Annotated in this window: 21 protein-coding genes and 1 tRNA gene; 13 read left to right on the top strand and 9 right to left on the bottom strand. The window is 68.5% G+C overall.

Features of this window, described 5'->3' with window-relative positions; genetic code table 11:
• Positions 1-31: 31 nt before the first annotated feature.
• Positions 32-580 carry a DNA-binding protein gene (locus ACIQM4_RS11605; RefSeq protein ID WP_401589397.1) on the bottom strand — a complete coding sequence of 183 codons (549 nt, stop codon included), beginning with the start codon at positions 578-580 and terminating at the stop codon, positions 32-34.
• Between the two features lie 164 nt (positions 581-744).
• On the opposite strand from ACIQM4_RS11605, the gene ACIQM4_RS11600 reads away from it, so the two are divergent.
• Together ACIQM4_RS11600 and ACIQM4_RS11595 are read left to right on the top strand one after the other, a co-directional pair.
• A tRNA-Ala gene (locus ACIQM4_RS11600) sits at positions 745-817 on the top strand.
• A 104-nt stretch (positions 818-921) separates the two neighbouring features.
• The gene (locus ACIQM4_RS11595; RefSeq protein ID WP_401589395.1) at positions 922-2,793 is read left to right on the top strand and encodes a tyrosine-type recombinase/integrase; all 1,872 of its coding nucleotides are present in this window, start codon (positions 922-924) and stop codon (positions 2,791-2,793) included.
• 321 nt (positions 2,794-3,114) lie between these two features.
• On the opposite strand, the gene ACIQM4_RS11590 is transcribed toward ACIQM4_RS11595, so the two are convergent.
• The 7 genes from ACIQM4_RS11590 to ACIQM4_RS11560 all read right to left on the bottom strand — a co-directional run bounded on the left by ACIQM4_RS11590 (position 3,115) and on the right by ACIQM4_RS11560 (position 10,252).
• Positions 3,115-3,309 (bottom strand): hypothetical protein, encoded by a 195-nt coding sequence (locus ACIQM4_RS11590; RefSeq protein ID WP_401589393.1) that lies wholly within the window; start codon positions 3,307-3,309, stop codon positions 3,115-3,117.
• Positions 3,310-3,432: 123 nt separating this feature from the next.
• A complete protein-coding gene (locus ACIQM4_RS11585; RefSeq protein ID WP_401589390.1) occupies positions 3,433-4,257 on the bottom strand; it encodes an urease accessory protein UreD in 825 nt (274 codons plus the stop codon).
• A gap of 119 nt (positions 4,258-4,376) precedes the next feature.
• Positions 4,377-5,072 carry an urease accessory protein UreG gene (gene ureG, locus ACIQM4_RS11580; protein WP_401589388.1) on the bottom strand — a complete coding sequence of 232 codons (696 nt, stop codon included), beginning with the start codon at positions 5,070-5,072 and terminating at the stop codon, positions 4,377-4,379.
• 25 nt (positions 5,073-5,097) lie between these two features.
• Positions 5,098-5,772 carry an urease accessory protein UreF gene (locus ACIQM4_RS11575; RefSeq protein WP_401589385.1) on the bottom strand — a complete coding sequence of 225 codons (675 nt, stop codon included), beginning with the start codon at positions 5,770-5,772 and terminating at the stop codon, positions 5,098-5,100.
• 99 nt (positions 5,773-5,871) lie between these two features.
• Positions 5,872-7,953, bottom strand: coding sequence for an urease subunit alpha (gene ureC, locus ACIQM4_RS11570; protein ID WP_401589383.1), 2,082 nt, complete (start codon positions 7,951-7,953; stop codon positions 5,872-5,874).
• A gap of 2 nt (positions 7,954-7,955) precedes the next feature.
• On the bottom strand, positions 7,956-8,864 hold the full coding sequence (locus ACIQM4_RS11565; protein WP_401589380.1) for an urease subunit gamma: 909 nt from the start codon (positions 8,862-8,864) through the stop codon (positions 7,956-7,958).
• A gap of 938 nt (positions 8,865-9,802) precedes the next feature.
• Entirely contained in the window at positions 9,803-10,252 is a 450-nt protein-coding gene (locus ACIQM4_RS11560; protein WP_401589378.1) for a hypothetical protein, read from the bottom strand.
• A gap of 541 nt (positions 10,253-10,793) precedes the next feature.
• Between ACIQM4_RS11560 and ACIQM4_RS11555 the strand changes: the two genes are divergently transcribed.
• The 7 genes from ACIQM4_RS11555 to ACIQM4_RS11525 all read left to right on the top strand — a co-directional run bounded on the left by ACIQM4_RS11555 (position 10,794) and on the right by ACIQM4_RS11525 (position 17,163).
• Positions 10,794-11,534 (top strand): DUF2786 domain-containing protein, encoded by a 741-nt coding sequence (locus ACIQM4_RS11555; protein WP_401589376.1) that lies wholly within the window; start codon positions 10,794-10,796, stop codon positions 11,532-11,534.
• A gap of 74 nt (positions 11,535-11,608) precedes the next feature.
• On the top strand, positions 11,609-12,073 hold the full coding sequence (locus ACIQM4_RS11550) for a DUF6197 family protein (RefSeq protein WP_401589374.1): 465 nt from the start codon (positions 11,609-11,611) through the stop codon (positions 12,071-12,073).
• 94 nt (positions 12,074-12,167) lie between these two features.
• Positions 12,168-13,943: a ParB N-terminal domain-containing protein gene (locus tag ACIQM4_RS11545; protein WP_401589372.1), complete on the top strand. Its 1,776-nt coding sequence runs from the start codon at positions 12,168-12,170 to the stop codon at positions 13,941-13,943.
• A gap of 64 nt (positions 13,944-14,007) precedes the next feature.
• Positions 14,008-14,430 (top strand): hypothetical protein, encoded by a 423-nt coding sequence (locus ACIQM4_RS11540; RefSeq protein ID WP_401589370.1) that lies wholly within the window; start codon positions 14,008-14,010, stop codon positions 14,428-14,430.
• 134 nt (positions 14,431-14,564) lie between these two features.
• Positions 14,565-15,782 (top strand): hypothetical protein, encoded by a 1,218-nt coding sequence (locus ACIQM4_RS11535; protein ID WP_401589367.1) that lies wholly within the window; start codon positions 14,565-14,567, stop codon positions 15,780-15,782.
• Positions 15,783-16,375: 593 nt separating this feature from the next.
• Positions 16,376-16,735 (top strand): hypothetical protein, encoded by a 360-nt coding sequence (locus ACIQM4_RS11530; protein ID WP_401589365.1) that lies wholly within the window; start codon positions 16,376-16,378, stop codon positions 16,733-16,735.
• 224 nt (positions 16,736-16,959) lie between these two features.
• Positions 16,960-17,163: a hypothetical protein gene (locus ACIQM4_RS11525; protein WP_401589363.1), complete on the top strand. Its 204-nt coding sequence runs from the start codon at positions 16,960-16,962 to the stop codon at positions 17,161-17,163.
• 113 nt (positions 17,164-17,276) lie between these two features.
• Here ACIQM4_RS11525 and ACIQM4_RS11520 read toward each other — a convergent pair whose 3' ends face one another.
• Positions 17,277-17,687 (bottom strand): hypothetical protein, encoded by a 411-nt coding sequence (locus tag ACIQM4_RS11520; RefSeq protein ID WP_401589361.1) that lies wholly within the window; start codon positions 17,685-17,687, stop codon positions 17,277-17,279.
• 762 nt (positions 17,688-18,449) lie between these two features.
• Here ACIQM4_RS11520 and ACIQM4_RS11515 point away from each other — a divergent pair.
• The 4 genes from ACIQM4_RS11515 (at position 18,450) to ACIQM4_RS11500 (ending at position 21,060) form a co-directional block, all read left to right on the top strand.
• Positions 18,450-19,082 carry a hypothetical protein gene (locus ACIQM4_RS11515; protein ID WP_401589358.1) on the top strand — a complete coding sequence of 211 codons (633 nt, stop codon included), beginning with the start codon at positions 18,450-18,452 and terminating at the stop codon, positions 19,080-19,082.
• A 66-nt stretch (positions 19,083-19,148) separates the two neighbouring features.
• Entirely contained in the window at positions 19,149-19,508 is a 360-nt protein-coding gene (locus tag ACIQM4_RS11510; protein ID WP_381179781.1) for a hypothetical protein, read from the top strand.
• Positions 19,509-19,635: 127 nt separating this feature from the next.
• Positions 19,636-20,511: a hypothetical protein gene (locus ACIQM4_RS11505; RefSeq protein ID WP_401589355.1), complete on the top strand. Its 876-nt coding sequence runs from the start codon at positions 19,636-19,638 to the stop codon at positions 20,509-20,511.
• Between the two features lie 126 nt (positions 20,512-20,637).
• Complete coding sequence (locus ACIQM4_RS11500; protein ID WP_356359998.1) at positions 20,638-21,060, top strand: DUF6409 family protein; 423 nt, start codon at positions 20,638-20,640, stop codon at positions 21,058-21,060.
• The last annotated feature ends 22 nt before the right edge of the window (positions 21,061-21,082 follow it).

Genomic DNA, 21,082 nt, shown 5'->3' with positions numbered 1-21,082 from the left:
GTGTCGCCGCCCGTGCCCTCCGGGCGGTCCGTCAGCTCTGGTGCGCCTCGTAGTGGGCGACCGCCTCCGCGGTGCGCCCCGCGCCGTACACCCGGAGGAACTCTGCCAGTTCCGGATGGTCGGCGGCGAGGGAGTCCGCGGCATGGATGATGTCCCCGGCACCCGCCACCGAGCGGAGCAGCGACTGGATCTCGCGCACCACGCGCCGGACGGTCGGCGCGCCCGAGCTCGCCGTCGTCTGGCTGGTGGCGTTCAGTACGGAACCGCCCTGGGACTTCTTGATCTCCTCCATGCGGTCGGTCGCCTCCCCCGCGCTCACGCTTCCGTCGGCCACCTGGCCGGCCAGTTCCTGCAGTGCCTGGACGCGCTGGACCACCGCCGGATTGCCGATCTTGGCGCGCTGGCCGCTCATCAGCTGGGACAGCATGGGCGCGGACAGGCCCAGCACGGCGGCGAGCCGGGCCTGGTTGAGCCCCAGATCGTCGATGAGCCTGCGGAAGAGCGCCCCCAGCGGTTCCCCGTACCAACTGCGCTGAAGCTCCCTGGCTCTTGCCGCGGCTTCCTGTTGTGCTGCGTCCATCTGCGTCTCCCCTTCGCTGCTGCGAACCTCGCGGAGCATCTTACGGAGAGTGGTCGCGGACGGGGAGCCCCAATTCTGTTTGCGGAAATACGGGGGTCACCCGCTACTCTGTTGGTGCGTCGGTTGCCGAGCGCTGTTCCACTCGGTGACGCAACCCTTTTTTCGGGGCCTTAGCTCAGTTGGTAGAGCGCTGCCTTTGCAAGGCAGATGTCAGGAGTTCGACTCTCCTAGGCTCCACATCAGTAGAGGTCCCCTGACCTGCGGAAACGCAGGTCAGGGGACCTCTCTGTGTTTATAACGTCAGCACCGTGTCAGCACCGATCTGATTTACGGTGCCCCACATGGCGTACATCAAGAAACGGGACAAGCGCGACGGAACGGCCAGCTTCACGGTGATGTGGAGGGCCGGCGGAGCCCGTGGCGGCAAGCAGGAGTCCGAGGTTTTCGAGGACGAGACAGCCGCCGAGCGCTTCCGTGATCTGGTGAACGGGCACGGGCAGCAGTGGCCTCCGGGCTGGACCCGAGGTCACGGTTTTGTTGCGGACCGGCGGCGGGCGGACACCATGTTCGAGCCCTTCGCGCTCGCCTACGTCGATCGCCTCACCGGTATCCAGGGCGACACGCGGAGCAAGTACAAGAAGGAGATCAGGGAGAACATGGCTCCCTGGTTCGGCCCGTACTCCGTGGAGGACGGCGAGGGCAGCATTGTCCGGACGATGGTCCAGGACTGGGTCAACGACCTCGAAGCCGGGCGCCTCGCCCCGCTCGACCCGCGTGATCGGAAGCCCCGGACTGCCTACGCGCCGAAGACCGTCCAGAACAAGCACGGTCTTCTCAGCGCGATCATGCAGTCAGCTGTCGATGCAGAACCGTCACTGCGGGCGTCCAACCCGTGCGCGAAGACCCGTCTGCCCCGGCTCGACGGAGCCGAGGACGAAGAGGAGATGGTCTTCCTCGAACGCGAGGAATGGGCCTGGATCTACGAGTGCCTTCGCGACGACGCCAAGGATCTTGGCGAGACCATCGCGGAGACCGGCTTCCGGTGGGGCGAGGCCACCGCGCTTCAGCCGCGAGACCTCCGGCGTCGCAACGGGCGCCCGGCTATCCGCGTACAGAGGGCCTGGAAGAAGGACGAGGACGGCAAGTCCATCCTCGGCCCCCCGAAGACCCGGAAGTCGCGCCGCACCGTCGTCATCACGCACAAGCTCGACCGGATGCTTCGGCGCCGTGCAAAGGGGTTGGCCCCCAACGCCCTGATCTTCACCGGTCCCGAAGGTGGCAAGTGGGACCCCGGCACCTTCCGGCGCCTGCGCTGGATACCCGCGATCGAGCTGGCCGCAGAGAAGTACGGCCTGATCAAGCGACCGCGCATCCACGACCTTCGTCACTCCCACGCATCGTGGCTGATCGCAGCGAAGGTTCCGCTGCCGGCCATCCAGGGACGGCTTGGCCACGAGTCCATCACCACCACCGTGGACCGCTACGGCCACCTTCTGGACGCCTTGGATGACGAGGTCATGGCCGCCATCGAATGGGCTATGGACCCCACGGCCCCGCTGCCCGGCTTCCTGGAGCGCTCCGGCTTGGCCGCCACCACGGACGGTCTTCCCCACGTCCCTCGACAGCTTTCAGGACTGGCTCAGGAAACCTGGAAGGACGCCAGCGACATGCCGCGGGACGATGCCGATGCAGAGCACGAGAACGACCCGGTCTTTGTCGTCACGCTGGGGGGTCGGGAGGTGCCGTTCGCGGACCGCGAGCATGCACAGGACATCACCGACCAGTGGAACGACGACCACGAGGAAGAAATCGCGACAATGCGGGCAGACGGTTGGCCAGAGGGCAAGATTGCCCGCCGCGGAGCCCTTGGCCCAGAGGAGCGCGAGCGGTGGACCGGCGGCGGCTCCGTCTGGTCCCGGATGCCGGAGCGGCAGTTCGTGCACTACGCCTTGGCCTCGTACGAGGCCGACGGCACTCTGACGTACGAGCCGCTTCCGGTGAGTAGCCGGTGGACGTGGGAGTTCGAGCACGACGGCTTCACCACGCGGGCCGCAGAGTTCCGGACCGAGTTCCGCCCACACGCCAACACAGAGGCGCACGCTCGGGGAATCAACAAGTCGGCTGTCGTCCGAGCCTTCGAGCAGGCCCGGATGGAGGCTCTGGAGGTGTGTGCCAAGCATCCGGACGCCGATCTCACGAGCACCGAGGCTTGACGCGCCAGGTCTAGCCCGTCACTCGAAGGAATGTGCTCTTCTTCATGTGCCTTCGGGGGGGGAACGGAACGGCCAGGGGCGGCGGACTCTACCTCCAGACCGAGCGCCCTGAGCAACGGTCGGCTGGGCGGACACCCCGCGGTCCCCGGCCAGAAGCTCGGCCCGCGAGTCACCCCACCGGTCCGCCCGCCGCGCGTACACGTCGCGGCGGGCGCAGGGTGCGGTTGGGGTGCTTCAGTACGCGGAACGCGTAGGCCGCCTTGTCCGCGAGTCCGGGTTCGGCTCCGAGGACGGCGAACACCAGGCGCCGCCACGACCCGGTCAGGGTTCCTGCGCGACCTCTGTAGCGGGTAACTTCTTGCGGTCGATCAGGTGCGGAAGCTGCTTCAGCGCCTCCATTGCCGAGGCGTCGGCCTCAACCGAGCCGAAGTACGTCGACGAGCACCGGATGAACTTGTGCACCGTCGAGTACGGGGTGGCGATCGTGGTCCGCCGTTTCCCGTGAAGACGTCCCACTTTCCAGGACTTGTGGCTCGTCGGGCCGGAGGTGGCTGGTGCCGCCGTGCGCCGGACAGTGATGGCGCGAGATGTCCATGGTGACGTTGATCTTTGGTGTCGTCACGCTTGTGCGGGGCCGCACTATTCCCGGACCTGTGGTTCGCTCTCTGGTCCGGTCCACATGTTCCGGATGTGCTCAAGTGCTGCGTCCAGAAGTTCGCCTACGTCGTGGAGGCCGCGGCCGGCGGCGGTGGCCAGGTATGCGGGGTGCCGGGCGAGTGGGGTGAGAACGGCGTGGCCCCTGTCGGGATCGTCGCCGAAGAGGACCGGCGGGTGGTCGCTGCCCAGACAGGGGTCCACGACGAGAAGTTGACCAGTGGCGCGGTATCTGCCGAGTACGGCGGGGCCGTCCCATGCCGGTGCTCTCCCGCCGTAGACGCCGTGCTGGTCGATGACGGGGCGGCCGCCTCGGTGCACGGTCAGGCGGGTGGTGAGGTGGCCGGGCGGCTCGGGGATGCGGCCGAGGAGTTGCTCTTCGCGCACAATGACGGCGGCGGTCAGTGCGAGGTCGATGGTGCAGGTCTGGTGGAGGGTGCTGCCCTGGGTGCTGATCAGGGGCTTCGGGAGCCACGTCAGCATGGCGTGGTCGGCGACGGCGAGACGGACGTCGTAGGTCGCGGGGGCGCCGGTGGCGCCGGGCAGCGCGATGGTGGCGGCCGGAGTGGTCACCTCCAGCTTGGCGTGTTCCTCGACGGTGATGTCGAGTGCGAGTCGGTCTCCGCCGAGGGGTGCGCACATGGAGCTGAGCACGCTGATCCGGGCCCACCCGCCGTGGGATCGCTTCTGGTTCAGGTGGAAGGGACCGCTGTTGCGCCGGACGGGGACGGTGGTGGCGGAGCCGTCGTAGGCCGCCCTGATGAAAGCGGTGGCCTCGACTCCGGAGATCTCGGGGTTAGTTGCGTGCACCCACCCGACGCCGGGTGCCCCGTTTGTCCGCCCGCTGTCCGTCTCGTTTCCTTCGGCGACCGGCGTCGGCGTGGGGTGTTCCGCAGTGGGCGCCGGGCGTGTACGTGGTGCAGCGGCTGTCATACGGCGACCTCGGCATGCCAGGCGGACAGGCATCCGTTGACCCAGTCGGCGACCGGCTGGATGCCGTCGTCCGAGGCGAGGCTGGTGAAGACGACGGGGAGGTCGCCGCGCTGCTTGCTCGCGTCGGCGGCCATGGTCTCCAGGTCCGCGCCGACGTACGGAGCGAGGTCGGTCTTGTTGATGACGAGGAGGTCGGCGGTGGTGATGCCGGGGCCGCCCTTGCGGGGGATGTCGTCACCGCTGGAGACGTCGATGACGAACACCTGGTGGTCGACGAGGCCCTTGGAGAAGGTGGCGGTGAGGTTGTCGCCGCCGGACTCGATGAGGATCAGGTCTAGTGCGGGCAGTGTCTCCTCCAGCTGTTCGACGGCTTCGAGGTTGGCGGAGATGTCGTCGCGGATCGCGGTGTGCGGGCAGGCTCCGGTCTCGACGGCGGTGATGCGCTCCGGTGGCAGTACGGCTTCGCGGAGCAGGAACTCGGCGTCCTCGCGGGTGTAGATGTCGTTGGTGACGACCGCGATGGACAGCCGGGCGCGCAGGGCGCGGCACAGTGCGGCGACGGTGGCGGTCTTGCCGGACCCGACGGGCCCGCCGAGGCCGATACGCAGAGCGCGGCGCCTGCCGTCGGGGTGCAGGGCCTCGGCGCTCGGGGTGTGGTGGTGCGGCAGCATCGTGTCGTGGTCGAGGTGCATGGCGTTCTCCGAACGGTGTGGGGGGTCAGGAGGCGAAGAGGCGCTGGGACCAAGCGGCGTGCTGTTCGCCGGTGATGTCAAGCAACGGCGACGACGCGGCGGGCAGAACCCCGACGCCTTCGGCATCGATCCGCGCTGCCGCGTCGGCGGCGGCGTGGGCGACGTCGTCGAGTTCACCGGCGAGCCGGGCGAGCAGGGCGGTCGCGTCGAACGGGTTGAGGCTCAGCAGACGCACTGCCGCCGTTGCCGGTCCGCCGATGCTCTCGTAGGCGGCGCACTGGGCGGCATCCGAGGGGGTCAGGCCGGCGGCGCGGGCGGTGACGCCCAGGACCACGGGCTGGTGGGCGCCCTTCGGGAGCGAGTGGGCGATCTGGTCGAGCTCGGGGCAGGGCCAGGCGGCCCGGGCGGCCCGCAGCATCTGCCGGCCGAGTTTGCGGGCGACCTGCCGCAGCGCAGGTACGGGGGTGCGTGCGTCGGCGGCCTCGTCCAGCGCCATCGGGTCGTATCCGGTGGCGGCCGCGGCGGCGAGGCCGGCCGCGGTCAGCCCGGCGGTGTGCAGGCGGCCCCGACAGAACGCCTCCAGGCTCGCGGCGTCGTGGACACCGTGCGAGGCGACCGCGGCCTCCACACCGCCGGAGTGGGCGTGCCCACCGGCAGGGAAACGGCCGTCGGCCAGGACGAGCAGGGCGGCATGGCTCATGAGAGCGGTGGCCTGCCTTTCGCAGGTACGGAGGTCAGGTGGACGGACTTCCCGAGCGGCCGGCCCGGCGGCGGTGGACCGCCGGGCCAGCCGCCGCGCTCAGAAGAGGAAGTACTTCTGTGCCATCGGCAGTTCGGTCTCGTAGAGGCCATTGCCCTGGGGCGGGCTTGTGGCTGGCGCCGCGGCCGGGGTCGGGTAGTTTTCCGCGTCGAACATCAGGTCGCCTTCTACCTCGGCGACGGCATCCTTGGTCGTGCCCCGGTATGCGCCCGGCGCGTTGGGCGGGACATCGCCTGCCTTCGTTCCGGGTTGGCGCGAGGTCGTTCCCCCGCCCTCACCGATGGTGATCTGGAACTTGGAGGGGTCGATCGTGATCTTTGGCGACACATCGTTGTGCACCATGTGCCGCTTGGTCTTGTCGCGGGTGGACGTGATGACCTTCACCTCCTTGGTCAGCGCGTAGTCCTTCTTGATGTCGTTGGCCTTTACCACGACGAAGTTGAAGGAGTTGCCTCCCGGAGCCGTGCCACACGCTCCCCACACGGGTCGGGGCAGGTACGGCTGCGGTGTCGGGATCGACGCGTTGGCGTCACCGAGCTGCGCATAGGCGATCTGCCCGCCCTTGATGATCATGTGTGGCTTCACGCCGAAGAACTTCGGCTCCCACAGGACCAGATCCGCGACCTTGAGCTCGGCGGTGCGCGGGACCTCGACCGAACCGACGTACTTGTCGATGCCATGGGCGATGGCCGGGTTGATCGTGTACTTGGCGATGTAACGCTTGACGCGGAAGTTGTCGTTGCCGTGGGTGGCGTCTTCCGGCAGGGGCCCGTGGCGCTTCTTCATGACGTGTGCGGTCTGCCAGGTCCGCGTGACCATCTCGCCGATACGCCCCATGGCCTGCGAGTCGGAAGACATCATCGAGATGGCACCCATGTCGTGCAGCAGGTCCTCAGCGGCCATGGTGGAGGGCCGGATACGCGAATCCGCGTACGCCTCGTCAGCCTCGACCTTGAGGTTGAGGTGATGGCAGATGACCATCATGTACATGTGCTCAGCGACCGTGTTGACCGTCAGGGGCCGGGTCGGGTTGGTCGACGCGGGCAGCACATTCGTGTACTCCCTGACCACACCCGTTCTCGGGTCCGTTTCCTTCCCGGCCAGCTTCATGATGTCCGGTGCGTGCCCGCCGCCGGCGCCTTCGACATGGAAGACGTGAATGCTCCGGGGCTTGCCGTTGCTGTCCTTGGTCGCCTCAAAGGTGTCCTCGACGAACCCGGACTCGTTCATCGAGTCCGCATGCAGGGCGACTTGGGCATCATGGGTGTCACAGACATCCAGCGCCGTCCTGATGGCAGCAGGAGTGGCACCCCAGTCCTCGTGGACCTTGATACCGATGGCGCCGGCCTCGATCTGAGCCTCCAGCGCCTTGTGATTGATCGTGCCGCCCTTGGCGAACAGGCCGATGTTGACCGGATAGGCGTCCAGCGCCTTGAAGGTCTGCTCCAGGTGCCACCAGCCCGGCGTCATCGTGGTGGCCCTGCTGCCGTCCGCAGGACCGGTACCGCCGCCGATGAGCGTGGTCACGCCCGACGCGAGTGCCTCATGAATCTGTCCGGGACCCAGGAAATGCACATGCGTGTCGATGCCGCCCGCGGTCAGGATCTTCCCGTTCCCGGAGATCGCCTCGGTGTCCGGCCCCACCACGAAGTTCGAGGCATACGACTTGGTCGAAGTCTGAGGCTTCGGCGACATCGTTTCCGGGTTGTAAGCCTGTCCGATGGCCTTGATCACCCCGCCTCGCAGGCCTACGTCGGCCTTCACCACGCCCCAGTGGTCAATGATCAACGCACCGGTGATCACCGTGTCCATCGGTTCTTCGCCCGGCTTGGTGTCGGGGTCATTGTCCCGCGCACGGTGCGACATGCCCATCGACTCGCGCATGACCTTGCCGCCGCCGAACAGCATCTCGTCGCCGCTGCGCCCCGGCCCGCCGCACCAGTCTTCCTCGATCTCGACGATGAGGTCCGTGTCGGCAAGCCGGACCTTGTCACCGGTCGTCGGGCCGTAGAGCGTGGCGTAGTCCTCCCGCTTCAGCGGTACCGGAGGGCGAACGGTGAAACTAGGACCCGGCGGTTGCGAAGAGACAACGGAAGCTGCTTGGTTGGGGGGAGTACCCATCATCACACCGTCCCATTCGATGAGGTCGGGGCCGTGCCACTCGATGAGGTCGGGGCCGTCCAGTTCGGAGCGGTCTTGCCGGCCTTGAGTCCCTTCACCTGTCCCAGCCCCCGGATGGGCACCACCCATACCGCACGCTCGACACCCGGCTCGAACCGCTCCGAGGTACCGGCTGCGATATGCAGCCGCTTCCCCGTCACGACAGCCGGCGTGGATGACGCCCGGCCATTCACCTCCGTGTAGAAGCGGAGCTGCGGGTTGACATCTTCCAAGTGGAAGTGGGAGCCGACCTGGATCGGGCGGTCCGCGGTGTTCCTCGCCCACAGCTTGTCACCGCCCGGGAAGTTGCCGCTCGGGTCCAGGTTGTACGACACCCGGTTCGGGCTGTACGGCGCCCGGTCCTGATCGTCGTCGTCCTTGAGGAGTTCGTACTGGCCCGGGTACACCGGTGCCTTGTCTTCCCCGAACGGGTGCGGGATGGTCACCAGCTTGGTGCCGTCCTTGAACGTCGCCTCGATCTGCACATCGACGATCATTTCCCTCACGCCCGGCATGAGGCTGATGGTCGGCCTTGGCGCCGGGGGCGCCGTGGTCGACGCACCCGGCGTCTTCTGCGTGGCCGGCTTGGTCGTCATCCCCGGAGTGGTCGTCGTCTTCGGCAGGGAGAGTGGGTTGTTGAGGTCCTTGTGGCGCTGTTCGATCTCCTCCGCCACATCGCTCAAACTGGTATCCATGAGTTCAGCGACCGTCTTGGTGTCGTGGCGCGCCTCCTCCAGGACGTAGGCGGAGAACAGCGCCATGACCTCTGGGTAATTCAGCTTGAGAGTGGGCTCCCGAATGAGGCGTCGCTCGACCAGATCGGCCGCGAGACGGATCATGAGACGCTCCTGCTCATGCGGCGTCAGATGCATACGGTGCCTCCTTCCTGTGGTTCGGCGTGACGTGTGCGGCGACCGCATGCGAGGGACTGCTGAGAACGCCGCACTCTGCTCCAACGAGCGCGGCAGGAAAGGAAACGGAGGCAACCATTCCATCCGCCTATCGGGTGAACCAAGATCGATGAAGCGAATCGGTGCCGTCACTCATAAGGGCACATGCAATGCCCCTCACAGCACCAACGTCGCAGGACAGCCAGCGCCCGTTCAGCACGTACACGAGGGCGCGGTGTGGTCCAGTGCGTGTCACGTTCTATCCAAAGGCGGATCTTTCGGTGGTGGCCAGTCGTCACCAGAGGCTGAGTGGGCGGCCCGCCGCAACCGCCGCACGGATGCGTGCTGCGATCTCCGATTCGGACTCCCCGCCGTTCCGGCCGGCCCGGATAGCAGTGCCTATGGCGCGGGAGCGTCCGGCCGGGCCGCGAAGGTCTGCGAGGGGGCTACCCGGGTCTCTGCGGCGGGCCAGCCATTCGGCACGGTTCTCCGCCGCTGTCCCCAGTCGCAGGTGCGTCGGCTGCTGGCAGGAGTGGTTGTCGCAGGTGTGGCAGACGGTCGGGCTGTCGGTGCCCCAACCGAGCCGAGGGATGACACCGTGCGCGAGCTGGTACCCGTAGAGGTGACCCGGCACCGTGCCGCGTCGCGTCCTGCCCGGCCGCGAGGCGGCCCTGAAGCTGGCGTGGCCGGTGCTGGAGATCCCGCCGAAGAAGAACCAGCAGTCCTCGGTTGACCCTGTTCGATAGACCTTTGCCCAGTACCTGGCTTGAACGGACTCGTTGGCAAGCCAGACTGACCACGCAACAGCCGGTATGCGCACGGGCGTTGGCTCACCGATGAGGGCAAGTTGCTCATCAACGTGAACGGGCCCGGACTCGTTCACCGCCGCGAGCGGGAAGAGTCCGGGCCCAAGGTCGTTCTCAGGAGGCATCAGCCCGGCTACCGTCCCCTGTGACGGCCGGGGCCGGGGTGCCCGAGGCCGAAGAAGCCGCTTTCGCCGCATCGGCCCGAGGCTTCCGGGCCCGGGTGGGGCGGGGGCGCTCGGCACGGGCCCGCAGCGATTCGATGATCTCCTTCGCACGAGCGGCGGTAACAGGCTTCGCCTCGCGTTCCAGCTCCTCCGCCGGCACGCCCAGCAGTTCCGAGACCAACTCGGCATCGTTGCCGAACAGCCGCAGAACTACAGCAGTAGCCTCCCGAGCCGTGGCGTCGGCCTCCTCCTTCGCCTTGGCTGCGTTCACCGCGGCCTCACGCGCGCTCAGCGCGTTCGTAGCTGCCATCTCCCGCGTCTTCGCCTTCAGCGCTTCAGCAGCGCGAACCCGTCGCCGCAGGTCCGCCGCGCTCACCGGTCCTGCCGAAGTGGTGCTCACCCGTGCCCCCAGTCCTGTTCGAAATCAGTGCTCGTCGCGCGCACCGTAGGCACAGGTCCGCGGACATCTCGAACCACGGGTTGGTTGGGTGCCGGCCAGAGCGAAAGGCTGCCTCCGGCGGGTCCTCCTCGGAGGGGGTGGGGGCTGGTCGGTTGGGTGCCGCGCCGTTGTGGTGCGGGTGGTGAAGGCGGGGTTCCCTCCTCGGCCGGACACCCCAAGGGGCGTATCAGGAACCCGGTCACGGCGTCCAGGCCGAGCCGCTGCGCGGTCGCTACGCGAGCCAGGACACCGCGCCCGGAACCCTGATACGGCGGAGCTGTCCGACCGAGGAGGGAACCCCGCCCAGGCCTGTTGTGGCCGGGCCCGGCCGAGCGGGTGCGGGTCGGCGGAACGGGAAAAGGGCAGGTCGGAGCCTATTTTCGGGTTGACCCAACCCCTAGAACATGGTTTAATTAGTGATGTCGGAAGGGGAGGGCAACCCCCGACCGGCACACGGCAGGCCGACCGGCCGCTGACAACCTCTCTCACCAGGAGAACGACCGTGAGCACCACGAAGGCCCCCGCGAAGCTCGAAACCATCCGCGCTCTCCTCGCCAAGGCGGAGGACCCCCGCACGCCGGAGTCGGAGGCGGAGCTTGCCCGGAAGCGGGCGTTCGAGATGATGGCGAAGTACGGCGTCGAACAGGCGATGCTCAGCGACGCCAACCCCGCCAGTGATGCCCCGACGGACCGCAAGATCGTTCTGGACAACCCGTGGGCGATGGAGCGGGTCCGCCTCATCAACCGAATCGCGCTCGCTCTCGGGTGCGAGCTGATCCACCTTGGCCGTGACGGCAGCGGCCCGGCCCGCCGGGTGCACATCTTCGGGTATGCGAGCGACCTTCAGCGCGTTGAACTGCTCTACACCTCTCTTCTGCTCCAGATGAACAGCGGACTGGCCGCTCAGTCGGTCCCGCCGGGCCAGGGGGCGCGTGCCTGGCGTCGGTCGTGGCTCCTCGGCTTCATCAACCGGGTGGGTGACCGCATCGAGGAGGCCGAGCGCGGCGCACGCGAAGAGGCCAGGGGCGAGACCAGCGCCACCGGCCGCAGCGCGGCCCTCGTGCTTGCGGACCGCAAGGCCGTCGTTTCGCGCAGCTACCACCAGGCTTACCCGCGTGCACGGAAGGGCGGCACCACCACCATGACCGGCAACGGGTACGGAGCCGGATGGATCGCGGGAAGCCGCGCCGACATCGGCGGTAAGCGGATCGGCCGCAGCACGGCCGGGTCCATAGCCGCGTAACCCCGACAGGGCCGGGGGTGGCCGTTCGCCGCCCCCGGCCGCCGAGCCCGCGACCCCTCCCAGGAGGCATAACCGTGCCGTCACGAAGGCCCCCGGCCACCCCCGCCCGCATCCTCACGGCCGCCGCCAACCACATCGAACGCGTCGGGCTCTACCAGGGTGACCACCTCTGGCAGCCCGGCCGAATGGGCGACACCGCCCCGTGCACCGTGCTGCACGCGTGGGAGCGCGGCGTACGCTCCGCCCGGCCCCGCTGGTCCGTACGCGGTGAGCCGTGGCACGTCTTCCAGCGCGCCCTGTTCGACTCCCTTGTGGTGCTCAGCGACCACATCAACGGCCGCCCCGTGTCCGGCGTCCGGTGGCGAAAGCTGAAGCTCACGGAGGACGCCTACCGGCGCACCCTGCTGTGGTGCTGGGGGGACGAGCCCGAGCGAACGACCGCCGAGGCCGCCGCGATGATTCGCGCCGCCGCAGCCCTGCACGCGAGTGACGGCGATCACAGCATCCCTGGTTGCCCCACTGTTAAGAACATGGTTTAATTAATGGTGTCGGAAGGGGGAGGGCAACCCCCCGGCCGACACCGTCACCGGGCCGAACGGCCCGAAGAACTCTCACCAGGAAGAAGAAGGACCGATGACGAACCCCAAGACCCAGGCCGGCGTCCAGGCTGCCCCTGCCCCGTGGCCGACCTTCACGGTCGCCGAACTTGCCGCGCACCCCGGCAACGTCCGCGACATCGAGGCCCCGGCTGAACTGCTGGCCGACGTAAAGGACAACGGCGTCGTGGAGCCGCTGTACGTCGTCCGCACCCACGGCGACGTGCCGCAGATCATCGACGGGTTCCAGCGACTGGCCGCCGCCGTCGCCGCAGGGCTGGAGACCGTGCCGGTCACCCCCCGTCCCGTCATCCGGATCGACGCGCTCACCCCGCACCCGAAGAACGCCCGCGAAGACCTCGACCTGAACGCGCCGTTCGTGGAATCGCTCCGCGCCGAGGGGTGCCGCATCCCCGTCAAGATCCAGCGGCTTGACGGCGGAGTCCTCCAGGTCAACGACGGAAACCGCCGCTACCACGCAGCGACGGACGCGGGTCTCACCCACCTGCCGTACGAGTGGGAGGACGACGACCGTGACGCGGCCGGGCAGTTCCTCGACATGATCACGACCGCCCAGCACCGTAAGAGCCTCAGCCCGTCCGAGATGAACCAGGCCATGTTCAGCGCCGCCGAGGCGGGCGCGCAGGTCGGCCGCATCGCCAAGGCCGCAGGTGTTCGGCAGAAGGACGTCAAGACGCTGGTCAAGGTCAGGTCTGACGAGAAGTTGAGCGCCGCCGTGAGCGGCGCGGGCAGCTACGAGTGGACTTTCGAGCACCTGGCCGCGCTCTCGGAGTTCGCCGACGACGCCGAAGCGCTCGCCGCGATCACCGAGGCCGCCGCCGAGGATGACGCCGACGAGGGAGACGTGGACTGGGCCATCGCCATCGAGCGGACCAAGCGCGACAAGCGGGTCAAGGCGGAGGCGCACCGCGCGGAGCTGGAGACGGCCGGGCAGAAGATCAGGGACGCCGAGGAGCTGTCCGAGCGGGCCACGCCTGTGTGGCGACTGCGCGGCATCAGCACCGAGGAGCACGCCGAGTGCAAGGGGCTTGTGTGGGTGTTCGATGAGCGGCGGGGGGACCGGTACGAGCCTTACTGCTCCGCTCCCGGTCTGTACGGGCACACGGTGCCCGAGGGTGCCAGCGCCAGCGGCGGCACGATGACCACCGCCGACAAGGAGGCCGAGCGCGCCGCCCGCGCCGCCGTCAAGAAGGGGAACATCGACTGGGACGCGGCCGAGGCCCTGCGCCGGAAGTGGATCACGGACCTGATCAAGCGGCGGAACCTCCCGAAGAACACCACCAACACCCTGATCGGTCACGTCAATAACGCTCTTTTGAACGGCAGTTGGGGAATCTCCGACGATCTGAACAAGGAGGGCACCACCGAGATCCTGGCCGGATTCCTGGGCCTGAACACCGAGCAGGCCAAGGATCGGGGCAGTTTCGCCGGGCACGTCGCCAAGGACCCACGCCGGGCCCCTCAGCTCCAGTTCGCCGCCATCGCGGCCGTCCGGGAGAAGTGCGCGAACCGGTCGGCGTGGCGGACGGACAGCCAGCACGCCCCGTGGACGCGGAAGCCCACCGGCCGGTGGTTCCAGGTGCTCGCGTCCCTCGGGTACCCGCTCACGCCCATTGAGCAGTCGGTCGTGGACGAGGAGCCCTACGACCCGTCGAAGAAGAAGCCCCGCGCCGCGATCACGTCCGGCAGCGAGCCGGAGACCGAGCAGGAGACCGGCACCGACGAGGAGGCGAGCGAGCCGGAGGCCGAGGAGGGCGACGACCCTGCCAGCGACGACGAAGCCGCCGCCTAACCACCTCAGCCGCCCGAGGCCGGGGGCGGGAACTGCCCGCCCCCGGCACCCCAGGAGCCCCACAGTGACCCGTACAGCTCTGTTCGAGACCTACGCCGACGACCACGGTTGCGGATGCGTCCCCGCTCCCGCCGAGCCCGACCCCAGCACCACCGCCGACATCATGCAGGCCCGCGCCATCGCGTCCGGTCTCGCGGAGTTCGGTATCGGGCCCGCCCGCTGGTCCGCCGCCTACGACCACCAGGCCGCCGCCGTCGTCCTGCGCGTGGACACCCCGCGCGGACTGTACGCGCTCGCCATCCCGGCCCCCGGCCAGCCGTTCCCGGTCCGCCACCGGGGCGAGCGCATCGGCGCGCTGGACTGCCGCCGTACGTACGGCACCGCCGACAGCTACACCGCCGCCTTGTTCGCTGCGTTCCTGCGCGACCGCGCCGCACTCGACATCCCCGGCCGGGATGCTTGCCCCACCCCCCAAAACATGGTTTAATTAATGGTGTCGGAGGGGGAGGGCAACCCCCCTCCGGTCCCACGGGCCGCCAGCCGGCCCGACCCCGGCCGTCGCGGAGGGCAACCCGCCTGGCCGGGCGCTCGATTCCTCTCTCACCAGCAGGAGCACTCACGATGACCAGCGCAGCCATGCGGTTTTCCATCCCCGCCACGGCCCAGTCCCGCGTCCGTCAGCTTGTCGAGGCCACCAACGCCCGCGCCGCCGTCCACCACCTCAGCGCGTACACGCTCGACATCTCCGCGCCCTTCCTGGCCGACTACCACGACACTGACGGCCGCCTGATCGGCAAGCGGCCCACCGTCACCGTGACGGTCTCCGGTGACATCCCCCGTCACCACGGCTGGACCGTCATTGCCCGCCTGGACCACGACGCGGAGGGCGAAACGATCACCAGCCTGTTCCCCGGTCTGCCCGAGCAGGACGCCGAGGCCGCGCGCCAGTACCGCGCCATCGAGAACTTCTGCCACGGGTGCGCCGTTGCCCGCCACCGCACCGCCACCTATCTCGCCCGCCACGAGAACGGCGAGATGCGGCAGTTGGGTACCACGTGTGTCGAGCCGTACACCGGTCTGCCGATCAAGGGCCTTGAGGCCCTTTGGCGGTTCGGCACGCTGAAGGACTCCGATTGGGACGGCGAAGAGGGCGGCATCCCGGCCGATCTCCGCGTCCCGGTGGCTGAGGTCCTGCGGGTGACCGCCGCCATCGTGAACACGGAGGGCCGCTTCTACAGCCGGTCCGAGCAGTGGAAGAACACCCGGCCGACCGCCGACGGCGTCGAAGCGTACTTCTTCGACCGCAAGGCCCCGATGGAATGGCGGGCCGACATCGACGCCGACCCCGACGCGCCGACCACCGCCGCCGCCGTCCGGGCATGGGCCGTCCAGGGATACGGCAGCCTCTCCGACTACCGCCACAAGGTGGGCCAGTTGGCGAAGGGCGAGACCGTCGACCCGCGCCACCTGCCGACGCTCGTGTCCGCCATCGCGGGTTGGTACCGCGACCAGGAGAAGGAGGCCACCGAGCGGGCCGCCCAGAACAGCAAGCCGCAGGGCACCGTGGGCGAGCGCATCACCACCCCCGCCACCGTTACCACCGTGATCGAGCTGGAGGGTCGGACGTACGGCTACCACACCCAGCGCCGCCGACTGGTGAAGTTCCAGGACCCGCAGGGCAACGTGTTCGTCTGGTTCAGCAGCGCCGCCGACGTCCCCGACCAGGGCGACGAGGTCGAGCTGACCGGCACGGTCAAGGACCACAGCATCTACGGCGAGACCGCACAGACCGTACTCACGCGGTGCCGCGTCGCCGCACGCGAACCGGTCGCCGCGTAGCAGGCCCCGGCCGGGCGGGAGGCACCGCCCGGCCGGACCCCGCCCGCCGGGCCGTGGGGTGGACGGCATCGAGCCGCCCACCCCACGCTCCGCCCATCACCGTCCGGGTCCGCCCGCGTCGGCGGCCGGCCCCGCTCACCGGCCCCGTACGAAGGGCGTCCCTCCGGGACGGCTCAGCCTGGCCCGGCTCGCAGCCGGCCGAGCCGTCCGGGCCGCAGGCGGCCCTCCCGGCCCGTCCGGACGCCGGGCCAAAACGGGCGTGCCCTGCGGGCACGACAGCACTTCCGTCGCGCTCCGCGCGACCACGGGCGGCACCTCCCCGACGGAGGCACCGTCCGCCGCCGACTGCACCACCGAGACCCCGAGGAACACCCCATGCCCGAGACCGCGTGCGCCATCCAACGTCAGCTCGCCCCGGAAGGAGACCCGTCTCCGCAGACTTGTCTCCAGGGCGCCCGGCAGGTCGACCAGGCGAACCGGGGAAGCGCAGTGCGATCGGCCTGCAAGCAATGCAGGCTTCCGGGTGTGAGGACATGAGGTAATGGGGAGATCCTCCCTGGTCAACAGGGAGTTGGCCAGGGAGGGACGCAGACATGTCTGATGAGCAGGCCACGCCCGAGGTAACCGGCTTGAGGGCCTTCCCGACGACGGTGATCACCCCTGAGACCAGCGACGTGACGTTGCTCCCGGTCGATGAGGTCAAGCCGGAGGACATCGGCTCACTGAGCCTGCGTTACGTGGACGGTACGGCCACACTGGTCGTCAGCGGCGGCAAGGCACTTCCCGCTGAACTCCCCGTCGTTGACGGGCAGGGCAATCCGGTAGCCATTTTCACCGGAGGACCGCTCAAGATCGCCCTCAAGGCTAGGAGTGCCGCTCCGTCGGAGTCCAAGACGTACGACAACCTTCGGTACGTATTCGAGTACGAGTTCAATCCGGACGGCGATCTCTGAGCGGTCGGGCACTGCTTCGGCGGGCTAGCAGTGCCCAATAGTGCCCAAGCATCAGAATCGGCCGTGGCGGATGCGGGACGGTGACTGTCCTGTCGCTCATGGCTTACAACAACGCAAGGCACGGACATGGCCGATTGGCAGACCGGCATAGTGAAGTCGTTCCTAGACGAAAAGGGATTCGGCGTCGCGCGGTAACCATGACCTTCCGTGATCGTTAGCGGTCGGTGAACACCATTAAGCGCGTATTCGTAGCAGGTGCCCTCGCAGGAACCGTCCTCTCCTTCACCGGAGCCGCCCAGGCAGACGGCTGGGCCGTCGAAGAAGCGCACGCCACCGGCGAAGCACACACCTTCGACAACGAGACGGCCCATGACGTCACCGAGGCCGGCGTCGTGTCCGACGCGCTCGACAGCCTGCACCTTCAATAGGGCCCCCTGGCGCCAAGCGTGATGACACTTACGCGTCGACGGCGGCCTGGCGCTTGCGGATGGCCGTCACGGCGCACGAAGCGTGCCGTGACGGCCCTTGCATCGCTACCGGGCTAGGGGATGACGATGGAGAAGGCCGCGTCCCCGAAGGCTCCGGGCCTTCCGGTCAGGACGAGGAAGGTGTCCGTGCGGCTCCCGCACGTGGGGTCCGGCCACATGGAGATCTGTACGTCGTAGTCGAAGGTCTTGCGCTGGAGAGTGGCGTTGGGCACCAGGTTCTTGATGTCCAGGTCCTTGTCCTCCAGTTCCACGCAGTAGTTCCCCGTGGAGGGCTTGGTGACTGCCGCGATGCCCTTGGACCGGTTGACGCTGCCGTCGGAGTTGATCACAGCGGCGGCCTGCGCGTAGGGGGCGGTCACCTTCGCGCCCGGAGCTGCGGCCACCGCGATTCCCGCCCACGCTCCGCCGGCGAGGAGGCTGAGCGCGGCACTGGTCCCCAGGACTGCCCGGGTCCTCTTGCTCATGGACATGCAATTCCCCTCTGATGCGATAGCCGCTGCCTTCACCGGCTGCGGCGTGGCCACGCTATGAGAACATCGCCCGCTTTCAGAATGGTCTGATATCTAAACCACCAGTTGAGGGGGCGCGCGGCGCATCCGTCTGGCCTCCAACACGCCGGTACCTCGACGTCCTACAGTGCCCGGAGGCGACGCTCGAACTCCTCGGCGAGGTACTGGTGCTGGCGGCGCCGCATAATGTGTCCCGGTTCACGCCACGACCGATTCACCCCCTGAACTGCCCCGACTCCGGAACGCCTGCGACGGGTTGGTTGGGTGCCGGCCAGAGCGAAAGGCTGCCTCCGGCGGGTCCTCCTCGGAGGGGGTGGGGGCTGGTCGGTTGGGTGCCGCGCCGTTGTGGTGCGGGTGGTGAAGGCGGGGTTCCCTCCTCGGCCGGACACCCCAAGGGGCGTATCAGGAACCCGGTCACGGCGTCCAGGCCGAGCCGCTGCGCGGTCGCTACGCGAGCCAGGACACCGCGCCCGGAACCCTGATACGGCGGAGCTGTCCGACCGAGGAGGGAACCCCGCCCAGGCCTGTTGTGGCCGGGCCCGGCCGAGCGGGTGCGGGTCGGCGGAACGGGAAAAGGGCAGGTCGGAGCCTATTTTCGGGTTGACCCAACCCCTAGAACATGGTTTAATTAGTGATGTCGGAAGGGGAGGGCAACCCCCGACCGGCACACGGCAGGCCGACCGGCCGCCGACAACCTCTCTCACCAGGAGACAAGGGATGAACATGCCGCTGACCGTCGCGGAGCTGGCCCACCCGATCGCGCTTGAACTCGGCGGGAACTGGCGACCGCAGCCCGCACGCCACGGCGTCAAGGAGCTGGACCACGCCGCCACCTTCACCCACCTGGACGGCCGACAGCTCCACCTCTCCGAGCGGTTCGATGACCCTGGTCACCTGCACATCCGAGGCGCGTTCCCCGCCACCGACTACCCGTTCCGCAGGGGCGAGCGCGACACCGTCCGAGTCGCCATGACCGAGGACCCGGCGGACATCGCGGCCCGGATCGCCGCCGACCTCATCCCCGCGCACCGTGACGTTCACGAGCGAGTGATGGAGCACAACCGCGCACAGGCCGAGATGCGCCGGGACGTCGAGGAAGCCGCACGCGACCTCTCCGAGCGACTTCCCGGAGCGCGAACCCGCATCGACGGTACAACGGCCTTTGTCTACATGAATCTTGAGCCGGGAGAAGTCCGTATCGGGCTCGACGGTGATGCGGTGAGCCTTGTACTCAACGACGTGCCCCGGACTATCGCCGACGCCGTTGTATTCGCGGTGAGTCGCTTTCTCCCGAGCGTTCAGACCTCCGAAGACGAGTACGGCGAATACGTCGACGGATACGCCCTCTAAGCGCCCCCATCAATCCCGGCGGCGCGTTCCCGTAGCGCGCCGCCCCCCACAGGGAAAGGCCCCGTGATGAGCGCCGACATTTTCACCATCGAGCCGCAATGGATCGTCCAGGCCCCGCACCTGCGGTGCACCCTCAAGCGCGCTCTTGCTCTCCAAGCCGCACATAATGTTTGGTCCGGTACCGAACACATCAACAACGCCGTAGCAATGGCCTACGGCGATCAACTCCCGGACTCCGGCCGGTGGGAACTGACCCGGTCCCAACTCCGCACGCTCAAAATCGCCATCGAGTGGCGCAGGGCGACGCGCGCAGCCAGCGACAAAAAGACCGCCCCCGATATCCTCGAACACTGGACGAAAATAGAAGACGAGGTCATAGCCGCATACCGGGCCGTGAGCAACGAAGCAGGGTTGTACTGGATTTAAGGGGTTGCCATTCACCCAAGAACATGGTTTAATTAGTGGTGTCGGAAGGGGGAGCGCAACCCCCCGGCCGACACCCCCGAGGGTCAGCCGGCCCCGGACGCCGATCTCTCACCAGGAGGACCGCGACATGCCCCGTAAGCCGAAGATGACCGACGAAGAGCGCCGGGCCTACTCCGCCAAGATGCGCGGCGAACTCGAAGCCGTCATGGATCGCGCGTACGGCGCGATGGTCGGCAGCGAGGAATTCTGGGCCGCCGTCATGCGCACGGCTGCGAACCTGACCCACCCGGACCGCGACGACCGCAGCCCCACCAACTGCATCGCCATCGCCGCCCAGTGCCCGAACGCGACCCACGTACTCAGCTCCGGAGACTGGCGAAAGGTGGGACGCTTCCCGGTCAAGGGGTCCACCTCCCTCCGTATCTGGACGCCGATCAAGCGCCGGACCGAGGATGCCCAGGAGGCCACGGCCGCAGCCCCCGACGGCGGGCAGCGAGAGGCCGCAGGCGAGGCCGCCGAGAGTCAGGGGCGCAAGGTCTCCGGCTTCAAGGCCGGGCCGGTCTTCGACATCAGCCAGACGGACGGCGACGCCTACGAGCCGCCCGCCGCAGCCCCGTTCGCCGCCGAGGTCATCCGCGATGTCCTGGTGTACCAGTACCGCGACCAGTACCACGAGGACCCGGAGCAGGCCGGAGGGTTCGACTTCACCCAGGATGCCCCCGACAATGCCGTCCGCATCCTGCTGTACGGCCACGCGTGGCGACGCATCCCCGAGGTGGACGCCCCCCTTCCCGGCCAGCATGCCGCCGAAGTCGCCTCAGCCGCCCACGTCGCCGCGCTCATCCTCGGAATCGCCCCGGGCCCCGCCGTCATGCCGCCGCTCGCGGGCATCATCACCCAGGACAAGAAGCCCCCGGTGCCGCCGTCCGGGCCATCGAGACCGGCCGGGCTATCGCCCGCGCCGTCAAGACGGCCGCCGAGCACCGCCGCGAACTTGCCGTGACGGGTTGACCCAGACCCAAGAACATGGTTTAATTAATGGTGTCGGAAGGGGGAGGGCAACCCCCCGACCGGCACCGCCGCCGGGCCAAACGGCCCCGGCGGAATCTCTCACCAGACAGGACACGACATGCTCACCACCGCACCGAAGCCGACCGTGCAGGACTTCCCCACCGCGACGCTCGTGATCGGTGGGCCCTGGTTCCGGGGCCACCAGCTCGACACCCGCCCCGCCGTCGTCGTCGGTCCATTCGGCGGGCCGGAGTTCGCCGACGAGGCCACGATGGCGGTCGTCTGGTTCTTCACCCTCGGTGCCCCGCAGCCGGGCGACAGCGTCCAGGCGATGTTCCCCCACGAGCTGACCCCGCTTGACGACACGCTGACCACGATGCACCAGGACACGTTCCGCGACATCGTCCGCAACCTGCGCCGGGGACGGTTCGCCTACGACGACGGGGACGCGCTCCGCGCCGCCGTCCGCCAGGCATGGCGCGAGCGGACCGGACTGGCCGACGCCGACCCGGCCGCCCGGCACACGCTCCACCGCAGCTGACACCAAGGCCCGCCGGTCCGGG

It is taken from the genome of Streptomyces sp. NPDC091272 (genome assembly GCF_044757485.1).
Classification (GTDB): domain Bacteria; phylum Actinomycetota; class Actinomycetes; order Streptomycetales; family Streptomycetaceae; genus Streptomyces.
This window is presented reverse-complemented; position numbering and strand designations above follow the sequence as displayed.

Bases quoted from the DNA above. Each gene is read 5' to 3' on its own strand.
- ACIQM4_RS11605 (WP_401589397.1), bottom strand. From the start codon at position 580: ATGGACGCAGCACAACAGGAAGCCGCGGCAAGAGCCAGGGAGCTTCAG.
- ACIQM4_RS11595 (WP_401589395.1), top strand. From the start codon at position 922: ATGGCGTACATCAAGAAACGGGACAAGCGCGACGGAACGGCCAGCTTC.
- ureG (WP_401589388.1), bottom strand. From the start codon at position 5,072: ATGCACCTCGACCACGACACGATGCTGCCGCACCACCACACCCCGAGC.
- ACIQM4_RS11575 (WP_401589385.1), bottom strand. From the start codon at position 5,772: ATGAGCCATGCCGCCCTGCTCGTCCTGGCCGACGGCCGTTTCCCTGCC.
- ureC (WP_401589383.1), bottom strand. From the start codon at position 7,953: ATGGGTACTCCCCCCAACCAAGCAGCTTCCGTTGTCTCTTCGCAACCG.
- ACIQM4_RS11565 (WP_401589380.1), bottom strand. From the start codon at position 8,864: ATGCATCTGACGCCGCATGAGCAGGAGCGTCTCATGATCCGTCTCGCG.
- ACIQM4_RS11545 (WP_401589372.1), top strand. From the start codon at position 12,168: ATGACGAACCCCAAGACCCAGGCCGGCGTCCAGGCTGCCCCTGCCCCG.
- ACIQM4_RS11535 (WP_401589367.1), top strand. From the start codon at position 14,565: ATGACCAGCGCAGCCATGCGGTTTTCCATCCCCGCCACGGCCCAGTCC.
- ACIQM4_RS11530 (WP_401589365.1), top strand. From the start codon at position 16,376: ATGTCTGATGAGCAGGCCACGCCCGAGGTAACCGGCTTGAGGGCCTTC.
- ACIQM4_RS11520 (WP_401589361.1), bottom strand. From the start codon at position 17,687: ATGAGCAAGAGGACCCGGGCAGTCCTGGGGACCAGTGCCGCGCTCAGC.
- ACIQM4_RS11515 (WP_401589358.1), top strand. From the start codon at position 18,450: ATGAACATGCCGCTGACCGTCGCGGAGCTGGCCCACCCGATCGCGCTT.
- ACIQM4_RS11510 (WP_381179781.1), top strand. From the start codon at position 19,149: ATGAGCGCCGACATTTTCACCATCGAGCCGCAATGGATCGTCCAGGCC.
- ACIQM4_RS11505 (WP_401589355.1), top strand. From the start codon at position 19,636: ATGCCCCGTAAGCCGAAGATGACCGACGAAGAGCGCCGGGCCTACTCC.
- ACIQM4_RS11500 (WP_356359998.1), top strand. From the start codon at position 20,638: ATGCTCACCACCGCACCGAAGCCGACCGTGCAGGACTTCCCCACCGCG.